The organism is Methanocalculus sp., from assembly GCF_029762515.1.
Classification (GTDB): domain Archaea; phylum Halobacteriota; class Methanomicrobia; order Methanomicrobiales; family Methanocorpusculaceae; genus Methanocalculus.
Window position 1 is genome coordinate 1 of record NZ_JARVGN010000411.1, and the last position, 1,947, is coordinate 1,947.

Here is a 1,947-nt window from a genome sequence, read left to right on the forward strand (position 1 = left end):
CATCAGGTACCCACTTACAGACCCTGGTGTGCTGTATACAATGTTCACCTCCGCCGAAGAGAATCTCGTTATTGTGGGGGACAAAGAGACAATTGGACAGAGCAGATTGATTGCAGAAATTATCTCTAAAGAACCGTCTTCAGGATGAGGCATAATGCCATTTCATAATTCTGAACTGGACGAAGATATCGTGACGTTGATCGAGAATTATCGCATGGTATGCAACAAGCGGATAATCCGTTCCTTTACTGATTTTAAAATCGACAGTTACCGTATCCTCGATCGACCGCTCCCCGATATGGTCATCGATGATCTCAAGAAAGGTTCCTGGACGGTTACCGAGTTATCAGTAAAATATGGAGTGGGGAAAGAGGACATCGACGATATCCTAGGGAATATCTTGAAAAATTGCCTCTATTTCATTGAAGAGCATAAATACATCCCCCGTCGTGTTGGGCGCGATGAACGTCCCGGAAAGAGAACGAATATCAGATATTCGCTGATTCCTATTCCAATCCATGCACGGTTATTTGATATCACGCTTGGCATGAGTCTTCTTGGATGGGATGAAAAGATACGATTTCATGATAATATTGAGTATGTCCCTGCAGATTCAATTCAACAGGATTATTGCGAATTTATTTCTGAATACTGGGAAATCCCTACAGATAAAGTGCTCAGGTATTTTTCCAAGGAAGATATTGATTTTGTTATGAGCCGGTGCGGTCCATTGCCAGTTATGGCAGACTCAACCTTTTATCAAAAAATCAGAGAAAATATTTCCGAATCTCCCGATTTTCTTAGATATCAGTTCACAGCTATGGACTTTGAAAGATTCAAACGCCAATTTGATCCCATTCTCGCTGAGGGCATTGTTTCGTTTTCAGAGATGCAGTATTGTGCAATCCAGCTGTGTGATGCACTCAGTTATCAGCGAAGTATCTCAAATACGGGCGAAGTCAAGGATCTTGAGAGAATTAATGAAGAGTTGTTCGAGATGTTCTTCATATCATAGGAGAGAGATCTGGAACATTTTTGCACAATTATGCGACTATTCGATTTTTGCGGTCTCTCCTATTGAATGATATTGACCATCCCATCTCATTTCTTCAAGATAAATCGAACCATCAGATTCCTCTCATACGGTCAATAATCTCCAGATCAATGCATTCGAGCTCATTCGAGAGGGCTTCGTCGATAGCCTGACCACAGATCGTAATGATCCGCCGTGTATTCCCATTCCCCTCCACGAATATTTGTTGTATACTCTCCTCAGTGAATGGTTCGAGCGAATCGGAGGGAATGGATCTGCAGGAATTGAGGTATTCGGTGATCATATGCGTGACTGTGTGTTTGTCCAATGGTTTTAGATTGGCTTCTTTTGCAATACGATCAGAAAATGCATGATATTCGGCAACAAGGGGTTCCCATACCTCTGGTGCACAGGCAATAATTACGGAGAGACCTGTTGGATTTACATCAATAAAGTGCCGGAGAGCATTGAGCATATTTTGTTTGGTCCGGGCCTGAAGCGATTCAATACATTCAAATTCATCAATGAGCATGATCACAGGCGAGTGACCGATCTGCTCCAATGTAGTTTTCAATGCAATAAACGCACGTTGCGCATGATGTGCGGTGATGTTTGAGGTCAGGTGCATTTCTCGCCGACGTGAGTACTCAATGGATTCGCCACTTAACCACTCCCACGATGTGTAAGCATTCTCTTCGTATGAGAGGTTCAAAAATGCCCGGGCAAAATCAGGATACCGGGTCAATTCAGAGAGCATGACATAGGCCTGAGGGACTATGTCCGAGAGCAGGACTCTCCCCCTCTCAACCGCATTCCACCCCATTCCCTGTTCGATGTCTTCTTCGATTGTACCATTCTGGGAGAGGTTCTCACACACCTTGCCAATATAGTCTCGAGCGCACGCTTTGAGATAT

2 protein-coding genes are annotated in these 1,947 nt (G+C 43.6%); one reads left to right on the top strand and one right to left on the bottom strand.

Annotated features, from left to right (window positions below; translation table 11 throughout):
- The first annotated feature begins 154 nt into the window (after positions 1-154).
- The gene (locus QCH34_RS11590) at positions 155-1,015 is read left to right on the top strand and encodes a hypothetical protein (protein ID WP_300334352.1); all 861 of its coding nucleotides are present in this window, start codon (positions 155-157) and stop codon (positions 1,013-1,015) included.
- Positions 1,016-1,127: 112 nt separating this feature from the next.
- On the opposite strand, the gene QCH34_RS11595 is transcribed toward QCH34_RS11590, so the two are convergent.
- Positions 1,128-1,947: BREX system ATP-binding domain-containing protein (locus QCH34_RS11595; protein WP_300334354.1), on the bottom strand; the 820-nt coding region annotated here is incomplete at its 5' end.